The sequence below is a fragment of the Streptomyces mangrovisoli genome (assembly GCF_000974985.2).
Classification (GTDB): domain Bacteria; phylum Actinomycetota; class Actinomycetes; order Streptomycetales; family Streptomycetaceae; genus Streptomyces; species Streptomyces mangrovisoli.
This window is the reverse complement of the sequence record NZ_LAVA02000004.1, coordinates 13,789-29,401: the sequence shown is the minus strand read 5'-3', so window position 1 is coordinate 29,401 and position 15,613 is coordinate 13,789. Positions and strand designations below refer to the sequence as shown.

Below are 15,613 nucleotides of genomic sequence, written 5' to 3'. Positions count from 1 at the left end.
TCAGTCCTGACGAGGTGCCCCGCGACCGGCCTCGGTCCTGACGGGGCGCCCCACGACCGGCCTCAGTCCTGGACCCCGGTCTCCTTCTTGCGGACCAGGACCAGGGCCGCGCCGCCGACCAGCACCAGCCCGATCGCCACGCCCGCGATCAGCGGGGTCGTCGCGGAGCCGCCGGTCTCGGCGAGGTCGGTGCCGCCCGAGGTGCCGCCCACGGAGGCCGGGCTCGGCTCGCTCAGGGTCGAGATGTTCTCGGTCCCCTCACTGCTCTGGGTCTTGCAGTCCAGGACGCCGGTGAACCGCTCCGCGAGGCCGTCGGGGCCGTCGATGGAGAAGTCGTAGGGCTGGTCCTCCTGGAGCGGGATGGTCACCGTCCGTGAGGTACCGGCGGGCGTGCTGTACGTCGTCCCCATGAGCTCGAAGGTGAACTCCACGTCGCCCTGGTTGACCGCCGTGATGTCGACGCCGCCCTTCGCGCAGTCCTTGCGCGCCGACAGGGCGGGGACGGCACCCTTCGCGGCCCAGGTGGCGCTCGCGGTCGCGGAGACCGTCGACTCGCTGGACCCGGCGAGGATCTGCGTCTGGCTGCGGCTCTCGGAGGTGAAGGCGCGGCCCACGGGGACCGTGGTGGACGCCTCCAGGGTCAGGTCGGCGGTGCCGTCCGCCGCGTCCTTCGGCACGTCGAAGTACAGCTTGCTGCCGTCGGCGGCCGACGTGACGGCCTTGCCGTTCCGGTCGACGATCCGCACCCCGCTGCCGACCGCGCCCGTCGGGGCCCCGACGGTCACGCTGCCCGCGTCGGTGTGCACGGTCACCGGGCCGATCCGGGTGCCGGGGCGGCCCGAGACCGCGGGCGGGTCGAGCGTCAGCGAGGCGCTCGGCTCGGCCAGGCCGCGCGCGGCCTTCTCCAGGTAGTCGGCGAGCTTCTCGGCCCGCGGGTTCACGGCGTCGACGTCCGCGCCGTCCGAGTAGCGCCAGATGGCCACCTGGGTGCCGGCCGCCGCGTCCTGCTCGGTGAGACCGCCGGCCCCCGCCTTCGCGGCGAGCGCGGCGAGGTCGTTGACCTGCGGGTAGGAGTTCTGGAGGATCCAGCGGATCTTGCCCGCGTCCTTGTTGGAGGCGAGCGAGGTGCCGCTCCAGGACGTCTCGTGGTACTGCGCGTCCCGCTGGGTCGGGTTGTGGATGTCGACGCAGTACGTCTGGAGCGTGCCCCCGCCCTCCACGGACATCTCGAAGAGGCCCGCGGACACCTGCTCGTCGCCGCCGTCCTCGTGGATCACCGCGTCGCCGTAGGTCTTCAGGCCGCCGATGGTGGCCGTCGCCCCGCCCGGAGTCTGCGGCGTCTCGGCCGCGGCCGCCCCGCCGGCGGCACCCAGCACACCGGCCGCGACGAACCCCGAGACCACCACGAACCGAGACAACGCAGCAAGCACAGAACTCCCCTTCGAGCAGGACCCGTGTCGTGGGGGGTGTGGTCCCACCAGCAGCATCAACAGCCTCTCGGGCTACGACCGGCATCCTAGGGAAGCGCCGCACCCCCTCCCCCGGTGATGGCGTCCGATGGCCGATCCGAATCGGAATCGTTATCGCTCGCACAGCCTGCGAACAGGGCTTATCGGCGAATTCACAGGTCCGTTCACGACCGATCGGCCGATGAGCTGCGCGCCTCGCTCGCTGACGTCGTGTCATGGCGGACCGTGACACCGGGGCCTGCCGCCGCGTCAGCCGGCGGGCACGGGCTCCCGGCGTTTGCGCTGTGCGGGCTTTGCGGATGCGTCCGCCGAAGGCTCCGGCGGCCCCTCGGCGGAAACCTCCGGAGGCGGTGCCGTGGACGCCTCCGAGGAACCCTCGGCGGGGATCTCCCAGTTGGGCTCCGGGCTGATCTCCGCCCCAGCCTCAGCCCCGGTCCCGGCCCCCGCCCCCGTGCCCGGCTCCGGCCTGCTCGCGCGCCGGAAGGCCGAGGTGCCGCGGGCGAGGTCGTGGCCGATCGCCACCGCGTCGATGTCCGCCGACGTCCAGGTCTGCTGCCCCTCGCGCAGCTCCGAGCGCACCTTCAGCCGCCCCTGGACGATGACCGGATCGCCGACCGACAGCGAGGCCGACACGTTCGCCGCCAGCCGGCGGCCCGCCCACACCGTGTAGAAGCTGGTGTGGCCGTCCACCCACACGCTCTTCTCGCGGTCCCAGTGGCGCGCCGTCACCGCGATCCGGAACCGCGCCGACGGCCCGGTCACCGCCTCGCGGAACACCGGCTGCGTGGCCACGTTGCCCACCGCGCACACCATCGTCTCGTTCATCGTGCACACCCCTCCCTCGCCCGGCACTCGCGCCGGACGGAGTCCCGTACGGGGCCGTCCCGTACCGACGCAGACAGAGTGCATCCGCATCCCCCTGTCCCGCCGAGGGCTGTGGACGGCGGACCCGGCTGTGGACAACTCGCCCACCCGGACGAGTGACCTGCGACGACGTTCGACGCGACGGGTCGACGGGTCGACGGGGCCGAGGCGACGCACGCCGACCCGCCCGCCCCGCGAGGCGACGGCGGACTGTGGGTTGTGGGTTGTGGGTTGTGGGTTGTGGGTTGTGGGTTGTGGGTTGTGGGTTGTGGGCGGGCGAGGCCCTCACCCCACCCCCGCCCGGCTGCGCGCCACCCTCCCGTACTGCTCCCGGACCTCCCGGTACCGCAGGAGCTCGGCCGCCAGCGGATCGAGCACCCTCGCCCGTCCGCAGCCCGCCGCCGCCTCCCGCAGCCTGCGTTCCGCCTCTTGGCCGTAGCGCCGCGCGGGTCCCCGGGCCGCCATACGGCAGCTCCACTCGACGATCGGGCCGCCGACGATCCCGGCGATCATCAGCAGCACCGGCACGCCCAGGTTCGGCGCCACGACCCGGGCGATCTGGCCCACCAGCCACAGCCCGCCCACGACCTGAAGCAGCGTCATCGAGGCCTGGGCGAGGACCGCGACCGGCCACCACCCGGGCCGCGGCGGCCGCCCCGGGGGCAGCCCGGCCTTCGCCGACAGCTCGTCCAGCGCCTCCGGCAGCCCCTGCGCCCCCCGTACGGCCGCCTCGCGCACCGCCAGCGCCCACGGCGCGGGCAGCCCCGCGGAGGCGCGCTCCGCCACCGTGCGCACGGCCTGCTCCACCCGCTGGCGGGCGGTCGCCTCCTCGTCCGCCTGGGTGCGCAGCGGCAGCCGCCCCGTGGCGGACTCGCCGCGGTCGTTGAACCAGCGCCACAGCCGCAACCAGGGGGTGCCGCAGGCCTTGTTGGCGTTGCGCAGCCAGGCCCGTTCGGCCGCCTCGCCCGCCGCGGTGGCGCCCACGGCGTCGGCGAGCCGGGCGGCGAACTCCTCCCGCGCCTCCTCGCTGAGGCCGGTGCGCCGCCCGGTGACGTAGACCGGCCGGAGACCGTCCGCGGCGGAGTCGACGTCGGCGGCGACCCGCCGGGCCGCGGCACCCCGCTCGGTCACGAACTGGCCGAGGCACTCGCGCAGTTCGGGCATGCCGTCGCCGCTGAGCGCGGACACCGCGAGGACGGTCGCGCCGGGTTCGCCGTACTCGCCGAGGGCGATGCCGTCCTCGTCGAGCAGCCGGCGCAGATCGTCGAGGACCTGGTCGGCGGCCTCGCCGGGCAGCCGGTCGATCTGGTTGAGGACGACGAACATGATCTCCGCGTGGCCGGCCATCGGGCGCAGATAGCGCTCGTGGAGGACGGCGTCCGCGTACTTCTCCGGGTCGACCACCCAGATGACCGCGTCGACGAGCTTGAGGATGCGGTCCACCTGCTCGCGGTGGACCACCGCCGCCGAGTCGTGGTCGGGCAGGTCGACGAGGATCAGCCCGCGCAGCTGCGCCTCGGCCTCCGGCGACTGCAACGGGCGCCTGCGCAGCCGGCTGGGGATGCCGAGCCGGTCGATGAGGGGGGTGGCGCCGTCGCTCCAGTTGCAGGCGATGGGCGCGGCGGTGGTGGGCCGCCGTACACCGGTCTCCGAGATCGCGACCCCGGCGAGCGCGTTGAACAGCTGGGACTTGCCGCTGCCGGTGGCGCCCGCGATGGCGACGACGGTGTGCTGCCCGGACAGCCTGCGCCGCGCGGCCGCCTCGTCGAGCACCCGCCCGGCCTCGGCGAGCGTGCGGCTGTCGAGCCGGGTGCGGGAGAGACCGACCAGTTCGCGCAGCGCGTCGAGGCGGGAACGGAGCATGCCGTCGTACGCCAGCGGGGCGGCGTCCGGCGACACGGAGCCCCGCACCTCGACGACGGCCGGCCCCTCGCCGTTCTCGTTCACCCGCCGCGCGATGAGCCCGTCGTCCCAGGCCCCACCGTCCTCGCCGGGGTCCTTGCGGGCGGAGGGCTGGGGGCGGACGGGAGACTCACCACGGCTGCCGGCCGCGGAGCGATGACCGGATTCCGTACGGCTGCCGGGCTCCGGTCGGCTGCCGGGCTCCGTACGTCCGCGGGATTCCGTACGTCCGCTGGATTCCGTACGTCCGCTGCGGGATTCCGTACGGCCGGAGGGGCTGTCGTCCGACCGGGACGGACGGTCGACCAGCCGGCAGTGACCGTCACCCGACGGCGAGGGACCGTCACCGGACGGGGAGGGACGGGCACCCGACGGCAAGGGAAGGTCACCGGACGGCGAGTCCCCCGCGGCCTCGGGGGCGCGGCCCCCGTTCACGCTCCCCTCCGCGCTCCCGTTCTCGTTCCCGCTACCGCTCCCGCTCCCACTCTCGCTCCCGCTCCCGTTCTCGTTTCCGCTCCCGTTCTCGTTCCCGCTCCCGTTCTCGTTTCCGCTCCCGCCCGGGTCTCCGTCGGCGTGCTCGGTGTGGTCCTGGTCAGTGACGGCGGTCACCGGTCACCTCTCCTTCTGGAGTACGGACAGCGCGGCGATGAGTTCGGCCTGGGGTTCCGCGTGGACCTCCAGGGCGTCGAGCGGGGCGAGTCGGCGCTCCCGCTCGGTGTGCATGACCCGGTCCACGTGCTCGGTGAGCAGCCGCCCGCCGCGGTCGCGCAGCCGGAGCGCGCCGTGGGCGCCGATCCGCTCCGCGAGCCCCTCGCCCGCGGAGCGCGCGCGGCGGCCGCCTAGCAGGGCGGTGGCGACGAGGGCGGCGACGGCCTCGGCGTCGGGCGCGGTGCCGCGGTCGAGCTCGCGGATCTCGTCCTCGGCGTACTCCTCCAGCTCGCGCCGCCAGCGCCGTACGGCCATCCCGATGCGGTGCTCGGCGGTGTCGCCGGACGGGTCGGGGCCGCCGAGGCCGGGCGCGCCGGAGGCGGGCTCGCGGCGCCAGGAGTCGTCGACGCGCTCGTCGGCGGCGGTGACCGCGCAGAGCAGGAGCGCGGCGAGGCTCTCGGCGAGCGCGTCGAGCAGTTCGGGGGCCGTGCAGTCGAGGGGGAAGGCGCGCCAGCGTTTGAGGGCGTCCCCGGCGAGCACGGCGCCGGAGTTCAACCGTCCGCGTACGCGCGCGTGCTCGCTGTCGTACGCCCCCTCCACGGCGGCCGTGAGCCGGAGCGCGGCCGCGTACTGCTGGGCGGCGGCGCTGGCCAGCTCGGGCATCCGGGCCTTGAGGGAGTCGAGGACGCCGTGGGCGGTGCGGGCGAGGGTGTGGTGCCGGGAGGCGGGTTCCTGGGCCTGCTGGACGAGCCAGGTGCGCAGGGGGGCGACGGCGGTGGCGGGCAGGAGTCCGCCGCCCCAGGCGGACTCGGGCAGCTCGGGCACGGTGAACCGGGGCACGTGGCCGAGGCCGGCCTTGGTGAGCAGGGCGGCGTACTGCCGGGAGACCTCGGCGACGACCTGGTGGGGCACGCGGTCGAGGACGGTGACGAGGGCGGCGTCGTACTCCTTGGCGGTGCGCAGCAGGTGCCAGGGGACGGCGTCGGCGTAGCGGGCGGCCGTGGTGACCATGACCCAGATGTCGGCGGCGCAGAGGAGTTCGGCGGCGAGGACGCGGTTGTCCGCGAGGAGGGAGTCGATGTCGGGTGCGTCGAGGAGGGCGAGGCCGGGCGGGAGGGTGTCGGCGGTCTCGATGCGCAGGACGCGCGCGGGGTTCTCGCCGGGCAGCAGCAGCTCCTCCGGGGACTCCTGGTGGGGCACCCAGACACGGGTGAGGTCGGGCAGCACTCTCATCCCGCTGAACCAGTGATGATCCTCCGGATGGCAGACGAGCACCGGGGTGCGGGTGGTCGGCCGCAGGACGCCCGCCTCGCTGACCCGTCTGCCCACCAGGGAGTTGACGAGGGTCGACTTGCCGGCCCCGGTGGAGCCGCCCACGACGGCCAGCAAGGGCGCTTCAGGTTCCCTCAGGCGGGGCACCAAGTAGTCGTCGAGCTGGGCGAGCAGTTCGTCGCGGTTGGCACGCGCGCGTGGGGCCCCCGCCAGGGGCAGCGGAAAGCGTGCGGCAGCGACACGGTCGCGCAGGGCGGAGAGTGCGTCGAGCAGCTGAGGCCGTACGTCCAAGGTCACCACATGCGAAGAATGCCCGCTTTTAGGGGAATTCTGAAGCATATGGACACGCCTGCGCGCCGACTGGACACAAGGGACGGAAGGGATGACTGGGACGAGGGCACAGTCCAGGCATAACGAGTGCACAACACCCGGTGCGCCAGACGTCAAAGGTGATGCACTATTCGTACCTGCCTGCGATTATCAGGACCGCTTCACCGAACCTCCACATTGAGCCACGGAGGCGAAGCAACAGGGACAAGGATCCGGGAGCCCTATCCTTGTCCCCGGCAACGTCACGGACCGGCCCACTCCCGGGCAGCACGTACGAGGCCACCACATCGGCCCCCGTAGCTCAGTGGATAGAGCAGGCGCCTTCTAAGCGCTTGGCCGCAGGTTCGAGTCCTGCCGGGGGCGCACCGTCTCCGCCCTCCCTCTGGGAGGGCTTTTTGCTGGTCAGACCCGCTTCCTTGCCGCACGGCGAGGCCCCGGGCACTCCTCACCGATCGCGGGAGCACTCCGGGGCCGTCGGCGGTTTCGTGTTGGGTCAGTTGTTGAGGGTCGCGCCGTAGTGCGGGGTGCCCGTTGTGGAGACTCCGGTGGTCGAAGGGCCGAAGGAGAGTGCTCCGGTCGTCGCCGGTCCGGTGGAGGCGCCGCGCAGGGACCAGACCGCGCCGTCGCCCGCGTTCTCGCCCGGGGCGGCCACGGTCAGCTCCGCGCGGTGGTCGCCGGAGTGGTCGGCGAGCAGGACCCGGGCACCGAAGCGGTCGCCCTTCTCGGACGTGCCGGGCACGCCCGCCGTGCTCTGGGTGTACGACGCCGCGCCCTTGGTCGTCAGCCCGGAGGCGGTGCCCCGCAGAACGGTGACCGATCCGGTGCCGGAGTTCTCGCCGGGCGCGCCGATCGCCAGGTCCGCGAACCCGTCCCCGTCCACGTCGCCCAGGAAGACGCTGCTGCCGAAGGCGTCGCCCGACTCGGCCGCGCCCGGCACGCCCGGCGTGTCCTGGCCGAGGACCAGCGGGCCGCGGGAGGTGTCCTTGCCGTCCGGTCCGCCGTAGACGACGGTGACCTTGCCGCCCTTGCCCCCTGCCGGGTCGGCGGAGGTCTCGGCCGGATTGCCGACGGCGATGTCGGCGTACCCGTCCTTGTCGATGTCGCCGATCGCGGACACCGTGCCGACGGGCAGCGCCTGCAACCAGTCGGTGTAGTTGCCGATGGACGTGTCCGTGACCAGCTGGGTGACGGCGGTACCGGTGCCGGACTGGCGGCCGTGCACCACCAGGCTGGTGGGCCAGGCCGGGGAGATCCGCCCGGCGGTCACCGAGGTGACGCCGTAGGACGTGGAGTAGGGGGCGGGGAAGCGCGCGCCCGAAGCGCCCTGGAAGGAACCGGACCGCGTGACGGGGCCGTTGATGAAGTTCAGGTCGGTGGAGCCGGTGGAACCGATCACGATGTCGAGGTCGCCGTCACCGTCCAGGTCGCCCACGGCCAGGGACTGCCCGTAGCGGTCCGTCTGATCCGGCCAGTAGTCGACGACCGTGCGAGCCCCGGAGAGACCTGACGGGGAGCCCCAGACGGCGACCACCGTGCCGCCGTTGGTGTCGCCGTCGACGTCCTCGCCGGGCGCGCCCACCAGGAGGTCGGCGTAGCCGTCCGTGTTCAGGTCGGCGGAGGCGACGGCGCTGCCGAACGCGTCGCCCGCCTCGGCGGTACCGGGCACGCCGGCCGAGTTCTGGGTGATCAGGGTGCGGGTGGCCGTCTTCAGCCCGGTGGAGCTGCCGTAGACGACCGAGACGGCACCCGCCCCGGCGCGGCCGCCGACCGTCGCGTCGGGGGCGCCGATCGCGAGGTCGGCGCGGCCGTCGCCGTTGAAGTCGTACGGGGCGGCGGCCGCGGTCGCGTGAGCGGCGGGGGCGGTCAGGACGAGCGGGGTCAGCGCGCCGGCGACGACGGCGGCGAGAACGCGGGTACGCATGGGGTTTCCTCGGGGTGGCTCGGGGCGGGGGCGTGTCACTGGGCGATGTCCCAGGCGAAGTTGCCCATGCCCTGCACGGAGACGTCGCGGGCGCCGATGAACTTGGCGGAGACGGTGGTCAGGCCGGAGGCGGTGGCGCGCAGGATCGTGACGGCTCCGTAGCCGTTCTCGCCGGCGGCGCCCGTCACCAGGTCGGCCTTGCCGTTCTTGTCGATGTCGATCAGCCGCACCGACTCGCCGAACCAGTCATAGGCCTCGGAGCTGCCGGGGACGCCCTTCGTGTCCTGCGTCCAGCTCTGCACGCCCTTGGTGGTCAGGCCCGAGGCGGAGCCGAACAGGACGGTCACCGCGCCGGCCGCACTGACCGTGCCCACGTCCTCGCCGGGCGCGCCGACCGCGACGTCGGCGTAGCCGTCACCATTGATGTCGCCGGTGCTGATCGACGAGCCGAACAAGTCATCGGCCTCACCGGCCCCGGGCACCCCCGCGGTGTCCTGGTGGATCACCGTCGGGGTCTGGGCGGGGTCGGGTCCGGCCGGGCCGCCGTACCAGACGGAGATCTGGCCGCCCTTGTGGCCGGTCTTCTTGGACGCGCCGGGGTCCGTGGGGTCGCCGAGGACCACGTCGCCGTAGCCGTCGCCGTTGATGTCGGCGATCGAGCCGTACTGACCGTCGGCGTTCGGCAGGTTCTTCATGACGTGCTTGTAGCCGGTCCAGGTGAAGTACCTGATGTCGCCGCCCTCGTCGCCGTCGACGAGGAACGGGTAGATGCGCTCGGCGGCGTGGTCGCCGTTCAGGTCGCCCGCGAACACGTTGGTGGTGGTGCCCAGTTCGCCGACGCGGAGGTTGTTCACCGGGGTGCCCGTGCGGGTGAAGGGGCCCTTGTAGACGCGGGTCTGGGTCCGCCCGGTCAGGGTGAGGTCGTTCTTCCCGTCCCCGTCGAAGTCGGCGACCGCGATGCCGGTGGCGAAGTTGTCCCACTCGTCCAGGGTGGACGGCTGGGGCACCAGAGCGCCTCCGGACAGGCCGGACTTGCCGCCCCAGAGGATGGTGGCGCTGCCCACGGCGTCCCGGTCGCCGATGGTCTCGCTCGGGGCGCCCACCACGAGGTCGGAGTAGCCGTCGCCGTCGAGGTCACCCGCGGCCAGGCTCTCGCCGAAGAGGTCCCCCGCTTCGGCGGTGCCCGGCACACCGGCGGAGTTCTGCGTGATGACGCTGCGCCGGGCGGCCGAGACGCCCGAGGACGAGCCGTAGAGCACGACGACCGCACCGGCCTGCTCCGCCTTGCCGACCTGGTGGCCGGCGGCGCTCAGGGCGATGTCCAGGTAGCCGTCGCCGTTGAAGTCGCCGGCCAGACGGGAGGGCGCGGCGACGGCGGGGGTCAGGGGCAGGGCGGTGAGCAGGCCACCCGTCAGCGCGGCGATGGTGGCCGTCGCGAGGGCGAGTCGGCGGTGCTTGTGCATGCAGTTTCTCCTGCGGCATGCGGGGGCTGCCTCGGCGGGCATCCTCGGTCGATGGGCGGCGGCTCTCTCGCGTTCGACGTGAGTTGTCCCGTGGTTCACAGGAGAGCGACAGTCAGGAGACCGGAGCCGGAGGGTAAAGGTTGTACATGAGTTCGGTGGTTTTTTCGTGGCTGATGTGACCACCGGTGTATGAGGTCCCCCTCGTGGGGGTCCGACCGCCCCGGCAGACCCCCGTGCGGAGATCCGACCGCCCCGGCAGACCCCCGCGAGGGGCTCCGCCCGCCGCGTCAGCGCGTGCTCAGGGGCCGGGTGGTCGGTCGGATAGCGTGAGCGGTGGCCGTAGGTGGGTTCGGCCAGGGAGCCTTGGAGGAGACGCCGTGCCGCTGCGTTGTGCCGTTCTCGACGACTTTCAAGGGGTCGCCGGGGAGTTCGGGGACTGGGGGGCGGTCGCGGAGGACGTCGAAGTCGTCTCGTTCGGGGCGCATTTCGCGGACGAGGACTCGCTGGCCGCCGCGCTGGGCGACTTCGACATCGTCGTCACGCTGCGTGAACGGGTCGCCTTTCCCGGGTCGTTGCTCGGGCGGCTTCCCCGGCTGCGGCTGCTCGTCGCCTCGGGCATGCGCAACAGCGTCATCGACTACGCCGCCGCCGAGGCGCACGGCATCACCGTGTGCGGTACGGCCAGTTCGTCCACGCCGCCCGTCGAGCTGACCTGGGCGCTGCTGCTCGGGCTGGCCCGCGGGATCGTCGACGAGGCCAACTCGCTGCGCTCGGGCGGTCCTTGGCAGAGCGGTGTCGGGGCCGATCTGCACGGGCGGCGGCTCGGGCTGCTCGGGCTCGGGAAGATCGGCAGCCGGGTGGCGCAGGTCGGGCTCGCCTTCGGCATGGACGTCTGCGCGTGGAGCAGCAACCTCACCGAGAAGCGCGCCGCCGAGGTCGGCGTCCGTCTCGCCCCGAGCCTGGAAGAACTCCTCGCGGGCAGCGACTTCGTGTCCGTGCACCTCGCCCTCGGCGACCGCACCCGCGGACTGCTCGGCGCCGCCGAACTCGCCCTGCTCAAGCCGACCGCCTACCTCGTCAACACCTCCCGGGCCGCCGTCGTCGACCAGGACGCGCTGCTCGACGTCCTGCGCGAGGGCCGTATCGCCGGAGCCGCTGTCGACGTGTTCGACGTCGAACCGCTGCCCGCCGGCCACCCGATGCGCACCGCCCCGCGCCTGCTCGCCACGCCCCACCTCGGCTACGTCTCGCGCGCCAACTACGCGACGTACTACGGGCAGGCCGTCGAGGCGGTGCGGGCCTGGCTCGCCGGTGCCCCGGTGCGCCGTCTGCCCTGAGCCACCCGCCCCGCACCGCGGGGGCGTGCCGGTCCGGCCCGCTCCGGGTGGTGCTCCGGCGTGCGAAGGGTGATCCGCGCCGGTACGGCGTGACCCGCCCGCGCTCCTCGCGTTGAACGGGACGTGCGACGGCACCTCCCGCCGCCGCGCTCCCCGAGTCAGTGAGGAGAACGACATGTCTCGCATCGCGAAGGCAGCCGCCGTCGCCGTGGGCACCGGCGCTGTGGTGCTCAGTGGGGCCGGTCTGGCCCTGGCGGACGCCGGCGCCCAGGGCGAGGCCGTCGGGTCGCCGGGCGTGCTGTCCGGCAACGTCGTGCAGGTTCCGGTCAACATCCCGGTCAACGTCTGCGGGAACACCATCAACGTCGTCGGTCTGCTGAACCCCGCCTTCGGCAACACCTGCGTCAACGGCGGCGGCCACGACAAGTCCGGCCACCCCGGCCACCCGGGCCAGAACGGCCCCGGCGGCTACGACAAGGGCAACGGCTACGGTCACTGATCGCCCCCGCGTCACACGGAAAGGGCCCCGGCACCTCGAGCGCCGGGGCTCTTCCCGTTCTCACCGTCGGCCTCGGGGCCTCACGCGTAGCGGTAGACGCGGCTCATGTCCTCCAGCTGCGCCGGGGTCACGTCCCACGGCGGCAGCTTCTCGTCGCGCGCCACGATCCGGCCGTGCTGCGCGTCCCCTCGGCCCGGTGCCTTCGCCGGCAGGTAGCGGCCGCCGCGGTGCCGCTGCTGCCAGCGGGACCACTGGAGGTCGATGAAGGCGTGGTGCAGCCAGAAGACCGGGTCGTTGACGGACGCGCCGCCGAGCATCGCGCCGCCGACCCAGCGGTGCACCCGGTTGTGGGTGTGCCATGAGGCGCTGCCCGAGCCGGTGCCCCAGCCCTCCAGCCGGTTGCGGAAGCCCTTGGTGACGGTGGAGTCCCAGGGTGAGACGTCGTAGACCGGGTCCGCCAGCGCCCTCGACAGCTCGGCGGCCGTGGGCAGTTCGAGGGGGGCGCTTGCCCGGCCGAGGTCCCGGGTGAGGAACTTCCCGTCGGTGACGCCCTCCGTGATGATCCAGTCGCCCTCGGCATAGGCGAACGGCCCCGTCGTCACCTGGTGGTCGGAGCGTCGCCCGTTGCCGCCGAGCAGGTCCGCCGTCCACGGCACGGACGTCTTGCCGCGCTCGCGCGTCCAGTCCCAGTACGGCACCGTCACCGACCCGTCGACCCTGCGCAGCGCCGACTCCAGCTCCAGCAGGAACTTGCGGTGCCAGGGCAGGAACGAGGGCGCCATGTGGGCCGTACGCAGGCCCTTCTCGCCGTCCGCGGTGTAGTACTCGAGATGTGTCCGCACGAACTCGTCGTACTCGCCGGTCCGTTTGATCTCCAGCAGCGCCTTCACCAAGCGCTGCTTCTCGGCCCGGGTCAGGGTGCTGACGTCCTTACGCGTGTACGCCATGGTCATGGCCCTCGCCGCCTCCCGTCCTCGCCGTCCTCGCCATGTCCGCCGTCGTCGCCGTGTCCGCCGTACTCGCCGTGTCCGCCGTACTGTCCGCCGTACTCGCCGTGCCCGTCATGTCCGCCATGCCCGCACGGTGTCCCGTGTGGCTCGTCCGGCCCGGGGGCAGGGCGCGCAGGCGTTCCCTCGGGCCCAGCTCGTCGACCGCGCCGCGGGCCGCCGCCAGCGGGGTCGGGTACGAGCGGTAGTGGTCGACCATGCTCAGCCAGCTGCCGTCCGCCCGGCGCATCAGGTGCAGCGGGCGGCCGTCCACGCTGACCTGCCACTCGCCGTCGCCGGGGTGCGCGTGCGCGGCGCCCGCCGGGCGCGCGCCGGGGGCGCGGACTCCCTTGATGCGGCGGCCGCGGTACGTCTCGTCGAAGCCGGAGTCCGCGAGCCCGCCCGGCTGCGCCGGCCCACCCGTCTCCGCAAGGCCGCCCGTCCGCGCGGGTGCGGCCTGCGCGGGTACGGCCTCCGGGTGGGCGGACGCCCGCTGGGCCGGCCGGGACGCGGCCACCGCGGGTGCGAACGCCAGCGCGGTGGCGGAGGCGAGCAGCGCCCGCGCGACATCACGCCGGGGCCGGACCGCGGGTCCCGACGACCCGGGTGACCCAGATGGCCCGGGTGACCCGGGTGACCCGAGTGACCTGGGTGACCCAGGTGGCCCGGCTGACCCAGGTGACGTGACTGACGCGGCTGCCCCAGGCGGCCCGGCCGACCCGGACACCCCGGCCGCCCCAGGCGGACCCGCTGACCCCGCTGACCCCGACGACCCCGGTGGTCCCGCCGCTTCCCCCGGGTCCCCCGGGTCCCCCGGCGATCGCCCCGGTTCCCTGCCCGCCACGGACACGCCGCCCGCGTCGACGACCATCGTGCGCTCCTCGTCCGGATGTTCCGTCCGGCTCGGCTCGGTTCGGTGTTCCGTAGCCGTAACCGCCGAACGGGCCGTACGGTCACCGCCGGACGGCCGATGCGGTGATCACCACGCCCCAGCGCTCACTACCTCCCCGGCCCCGCCACCAGGTCCGCCCCCGGCACCGTCCGCAGGACCGGGGCGAGCACCCCCGCCTGCGGCAGCCTGAGGTCGGGCAGGCCGAAGTGGTCGGGGTTCGGCTGGGTGAGCGGCGCGTCCACCGCGAGGCCGGGCGTGAGCGCGCTGAGGTCGGCGGCGGGCGCGGAGACGCCGGCGTGGTCGAAGCCGGGGCCGAGCACATGCGGCAGGGGCGCTCGCGCGTCGAGGCCGGGAAGCCCGCCCGTGAGCGGCAGTTGGGGCAGCGCCCGGTCCGGCAGGAGCCGCCCCTCGGTGTACCGGGGCCCTTCGGGCGCGCCCGGGAGGGGCAGCGGCAGTTCCCCGCCGACCTCGGGGAGTTCGACGCCGAGCGACTTCTCGGCGCCGTCGAGCGGAACGGGGATCGGCACCGACCCGACCGCCGCCGCGGGGGCCGCGGCGGCTCCCACGGCGGCCGCGGCTGCGGCGACACCCGTGACGACGGCGGCAATGGTCCTTCGGACAGTCGGCTTCATGTCAGGTTCGGTCCCTTCCGGGGATCGGGGAATCGGCGTCCGAGTCGCTAACGAGCCAAGCCACGCGGCCAGCTCACCATTCCCCCGGGTGCAGCAATCGTCAGCTCGTCCTTCAGCTCGTCCAGACGTCCCGTCACCGGGCTCAACTCGTCCAGAAGTCCCACCAGCGGGTCAGGATCAGCATCCCGATCACCCCGATGTGCAGGACCGGCAGCACCCAGGTGAACTCGTCCAGGAAGGTCTTCACCGGGCGCGGGGCGGGCAGGAAGTCGTTGCGCACGGTGAACGAGGTGACGTACCAGAACAGCAGGATCGTCGCGGCCCACGCGAGACAGCACCACAGGCACAGCGCACCGATCCGGTACAGCGACTGGAACTGGAGCCAGGTGACGAACCCGATGCCGAACAGGCAGCCGGCGTCGAACACCAGCCAGTACCAGCCGGGGAAGGCGGCGCCCGCGAGCAGGCTGACGCCGACGCAGATCACGATGCCGTACGCCACCAGGCCCAGCATCGGGTTGGGGAAGCCGAAGGCCGACGCCTGCGCGCTCTTCATGACGCTGCCGCAGGAGACCACCGGGTTCAGGCTGCACCCGGGCACGAAGTGCGGGTTCTCCAGCAGCTTGAACTTGTCGAGGGTGATGACCCAGGAGGCCAGCAGCCCGGCCGCGCCGCAGACCACCAGCAGCACGGCGAACGCCCGGCGGGCGCCGGCCACCCTGGCCATGGTCAGCCGCGCAGGCTGCGCGCCGGGAGGACCACGTGCGCCGCGGCCAGGAGCGTCTCGGGGTCCCCGGCGAAGGCGGCCAGCGTCTCGGCCTCGATCGCGCGGCCGGGTGCCCCGTCGGGCCAGGCGCGGGTGGTGAACACCAGGTAGGCGTAGCCGCGTTCGGTCACGGCGGCGAGCCACTCCGGGGGCGCGACGCACTGGGCGCTGAGGTTCGGCATGCTCAGGACGGCCGAACCGGCCTCGACGAGCAGGCCGACCGGGAGGCTGGGCCGGGAGGTGCCGTCGACGACGTCGCCGCCGACGGGCAGGCCGTGGCCGGTGAGCATCTCCCGCACCGCGGCGGACGTCGTCCGCGCGCCGCCCTCGGCGTCGCCGAGGGAGTAGGCGAGCAGGTAGGGCATGTCGCTGCCGTCGGGGGCCTCGCCGCTCCACGCCAGGACGACGAGGGTGCCCAGGTCGGCGGGGCGGACGGGGCGGGTGGCGCTTGGGGTTGAGGTCACCGCGCGACCTTATCGACGGGCCGGGCGGTGGGCGGGCGCCCACTCACCCGACCGGCGGACACCGCGGGGGGCCGCCACACGAACGAGGGACGCCGGATCGGCGTCCCTCGAACACGGCCGCGGGGGACGGCCGTTCCGCTCCGGTGCGGCCGCGCGCGGGCCCGGGCC

The 15,613-nt window shown here is 73.7% G+C and carries 13 protein-coding genes and 1 tRNA gene; 3 read left to right on the top strand and 11 right to left on the bottom strand.

Annotated features, from left to right (window positions below; translation table 11 throughout):
* Positions 1-62: 62 nt before the first annotated feature.
* The 4 genes from WN71_RS02425 to WN71_RS02410 form a co-directional block, all read right to left on the bottom strand.
* Complete coding sequence (locus tag WN71_RS02425; RefSeq protein WP_046586887.1) at positions 63-1,418, bottom strand: Cys-Gln thioester bond-forming surface protein; 1,356 nt, start codon at positions 1,416-1,418, stop codon at positions 63-65.
* A 300-nt stretch (positions 1,419-1,718) separates the two neighbouring features.
* Positions 1,719-2,294: a single-stranded DNA-binding protein gene (locus tag WN71_RS02420; RefSeq protein ID WP_046586890.1), complete on the bottom strand. Its 576-nt coding sequence runs from the start codon at positions 2,292-2,294 to the stop codon at positions 1,719-1,721.
* A 324-nt stretch (positions 2,295-2,618) separates the two neighbouring features.
* Positions 2,619-4,280, bottom strand: coding sequence for a YfjP family GTPase (locus tag WN71_RS02415; protein ID WP_476756010.1), 1,662 nt, complete (start codon positions 4,278-4,280; stop codon positions 2,619-2,621).
* A gap of 567 nt (positions 4,281-4,847) precedes the next feature.
* The gene (locus tag WN71_RS02410) at positions 4,848-6,455 is read right to left on the bottom strand and encodes a dynamin family protein (protein WP_046586895.1); all 1,608 of its coding nucleotides are present in this window, start codon (positions 6,453-6,455) and stop codon (positions 4,848-4,850) included.
* Between the two features lie 320 nt (positions 6,456-6,775).
* Between WN71_RS02410 and WN71_RS02405 the strand changes: the two genes are divergently transcribed.
* Positions 6,776-6,848: transfer RNA gene (locus WN71_RS02405), tRNA-Arg, on the top strand.
* A gap of 130 nt (positions 6,849-6,978) precedes the next feature.
* On the opposite strand, the gene WN71_RS02400 is transcribed toward WN71_RS02405, so the two are convergent.
* Both WN71_RS02400 and WN71_RS02395 read right to left on the bottom strand, forming a co-directional pair.
* The gene (locus WN71_RS02400; protein ID WP_240529538.1) at positions 6,979-8,406 is read right to left on the bottom strand and encodes an FG-GAP-like repeat-containing protein; all 1,428 of its coding nucleotides are present in this window, start codon (positions 8,404-8,406) and stop codon (positions 6,979-6,981) included.
* Between the two features lie 35 nt (positions 8,407-8,441).
* Complete coding sequence (locus WN71_RS02395) at positions 8,442-9,869, bottom strand: FG-GAP-like repeat-containing protein (protein WP_046586899.1); 1,428 nt, start codon at positions 9,867-9,869, stop codon at positions 8,442-8,444.
* Between the two features lie 377 nt (positions 9,870-10,246).
* Between WN71_RS02395 and WN71_RS02390 the strand changes: the two genes are divergently transcribed.
* A complete protein-coding gene (locus tag WN71_RS02390) occupies positions 10,247-11,206 on the top strand; it encodes a D-2-hydroxyacid dehydrogenase family protein (protein ID WP_046586902.1) in 960 nt (319 codons plus the stop codon).
* 175 nt (positions 11,207-11,381) lie between these two features.
* Positions 11,382-11,705 (top strand): chaplin, encoded by a 324-nt coding sequence (locus WN71_RS02385; protein ID WP_046586904.1) that lies wholly within the window; start codon positions 11,382-11,384, stop codon positions 11,703-11,705.
* Positions 11,706-11,785: 80 nt separating this feature from the next.
* Here the strand turns inward: WN71_RS02385 and WN71_RS02380 are convergent, their stop codons facing one another.
* From WN71_RS02380 to WN71_RS02360, 5 genes are all read right to left on the bottom strand, one after another.
* Positions 11,786-12,652: a tyrosinase family protein gene (locus WN71_RS02380; RefSeq protein WP_046586905.1), complete on the bottom strand. Its 867-nt coding sequence runs from the start codon at positions 12,650-12,652 to the stop codon at positions 11,786-11,788.
* Positions 12,636-13,208, bottom strand: coding sequence for a tyrosinase family oxidase copper chaperone (locus tag WN71_RS42500; RefSeq protein ID WP_420856442.1), 573 nt, complete (start codon positions 13,206-13,208; stop codon positions 12,636-12,638). The genes WN71_RS02380 and WN71_RS42500 overlap by 17 nt, the downstream gene beginning before the upstream one ends.
* Positions 13,209-13,690: 482 nt before the next feature.
* Positions 13,691-14,215: a hypothetical protein gene (locus WN71_RS02370; protein ID WP_046586907.1), complete on the bottom strand. Its 525-nt coding sequence runs from the start codon at positions 14,213-14,215 to the stop codon at positions 13,691-13,693.
* Between the two features lie 142 nt (positions 14,216-14,357).
* Positions 14,358-14,942, bottom strand: coding sequence for a vitamin K epoxide reductase family protein (locus tag WN71_RS02365; protein WP_046586909.1), 585 nt, complete (start codon positions 14,940-14,942; stop codon positions 14,358-14,360).
* Positions 14,943-14,944: 2 nt separating this feature from the next.
* Positions 14,945-15,445: a DUF5949 family protein gene (locus WN71_RS02360; RefSeq protein ID WP_046586912.1), complete on the bottom strand. Its 501-nt coding sequence runs from the start codon at positions 15,443-15,445 to the stop codon at positions 14,945-14,947.
* Positions 15,446-15,613: the final 168 nt, after the last annotated feature.